Annotated in this window: 1 protein-coding gene; it reads right to left on the bottom strand. The window is 71.5% G+C overall.

The genetic code is table 11. The annotated features are described in order from the left end of the window. A partial coding sequence (locus AB0I68_RS39040) for a beta-ketoacyl synthase N-terminal-like domain-containing protein (protein ID WP_363182202.1) occupies positions 1 to 1,658 on the bottom strand: 1,658 nt, incomplete at both ends.

Here is a 1,658-nt window from a genome sequence, read left to right as displayed (position 1 = left end):
ATGCCGACACCCTCACCCCAGCCCGTACCGTCCGCCGCAGCCGCGAAGGCCTTGATCCGGCCGTCGGCGGCCAGACCGCCCTGACGGGCGAACTCCACGAACGCACCCGGCGTCGACATGACGGTCACACCACCGGCGAGCGCGATCGAGCACTCACCGCTGCGCAGGGCCTGCACCGCGAGGTGCAGGGCCACGAGCGAGGCGGAGCAGGCGGTGTCGACGGTGACCGCCGGGCCTTCCAGACCGAACACGTAGGAGAGGCGGCCCGAGACGACACTGGCGGAGTTGCCGGTGCTCATGAAGCCGTCGCCGCCGTCGGCGGAGTTCAGCACGAGCGACAGGTAGTCCTGGCCGTTCGTGCCGACGAAGACACCGGCTTGGGTGCCGCGCATCGACGACGGGTCGATGCCGGCCCGCTCGAAGGCCTCCCAGGAGGTCTCCAGCAGCAGCCGCTGCTGCGGGTCCATCGCGAGGGCCTCACGCGGCGAGATACCGAAGAAAGCCGGGTCGAACTGGGCGACGTCGTAGAGGAATCCGCCTTCGCGGGCGTACGAGTCCTCCTGCTCGGACCGCGGCCCGAACAGCTCCTCGGCGTCCCAGCCGCGGTCGGCCGGAAACTCCCCGATGGCGTCACTGCCGCTGGCCAGGAGCCGCCACAGGTCCTCGAGGGTGCGGACACCACCGGGGAAGCGGCAGCTCATCGCGACGATCGCGATCGGGTCGTCGTCGACGGCCGCGAGGGCAGGCGCGGAGGTGGCCACCGCGGCCTCGATGCCGAGCAGTTCACCCCGCAGGTACTCGGCGAGGTCCACGGACGTCGGGTAGTCGTAGATCAACGTAGCCGGGAGGCGCAGCTCGGTGGCGGCACCGAGGCGGTTGCGCAGCTCGACCGCGGTCAGCGAGTCGAAGCCGAGCTCCTTGAACGCCCGCCCCGCACCGACGCTTTCCACACCGCTGTGGCCGAGGACCGCCGCGACCTCCTTGCGGACGAGGTCCAGGAGGAGCCGGCCCCTCTCGGCGGCGGAGAGGCCCGCCAGCTGCTGCGCGAGCGCGTGCCGGCTCTCCTCGACCTGCGGTGCGGAGAACGCCGCGCGTGCTTCCGGGAGTTCGGCGAGGAATTTGCCGGGGCGCACTGAGGTGAACCCGGGAGCGAAGCGGTCCCAGTCCACGTCCACGACGGAGACCACGGTGTCGTTGGCCGCGAGGGCGCGCTCCATGGCGGTGACGGCAGACTCGGCGTTCATGGGCGGTACGCCGCCCCGCCGCATCCGCGCGTCAAGCACTCCGTCGGCGGCCATGCCGCCCTCGGCCCACGGACCCCAGGCGATGGACGTCGCGGCCAGACCGGCCGCCCGCCGCTGCTCGGCGAGGGCGTCCAGGTAGGCGTTGGCAGCGGCGTAGTTGGCCTGACCGGCCGTGCCCCAGGTTCCGGTGACGGAGGAGAAGAGGACGAAGGCGTCGAGCTCGATGCCCAGCTCGACGGTCAGCTCGTGCAGGTTGAGGGCAGAGGTGGCCTTGGCCCGCAGCACGCTCTCGAACCGCTCCGGCGTCAGCGCATCCAGAACACCGTCATCCAGCACACCAGCGGTGTGCACCACAGCCGTCAGCGTGTCGGCCTCGGCGGCCAGCAGCTCCCGCAACGCCTCCCGGTCAGAAAC

Source organism: Streptomyces sp. NPDC050448, assembly GCF_040655295.1.
Lineage (GTDB): Bacteria > Actinomycetota > Actinomycetes > Streptomycetales > Streptomycetaceae > Streptomyces.
The sequence above is the reverse complement of the archived record's forward strand: the minus strand, read 5'-3'. Positions and strand labels throughout refer to the sequence as shown.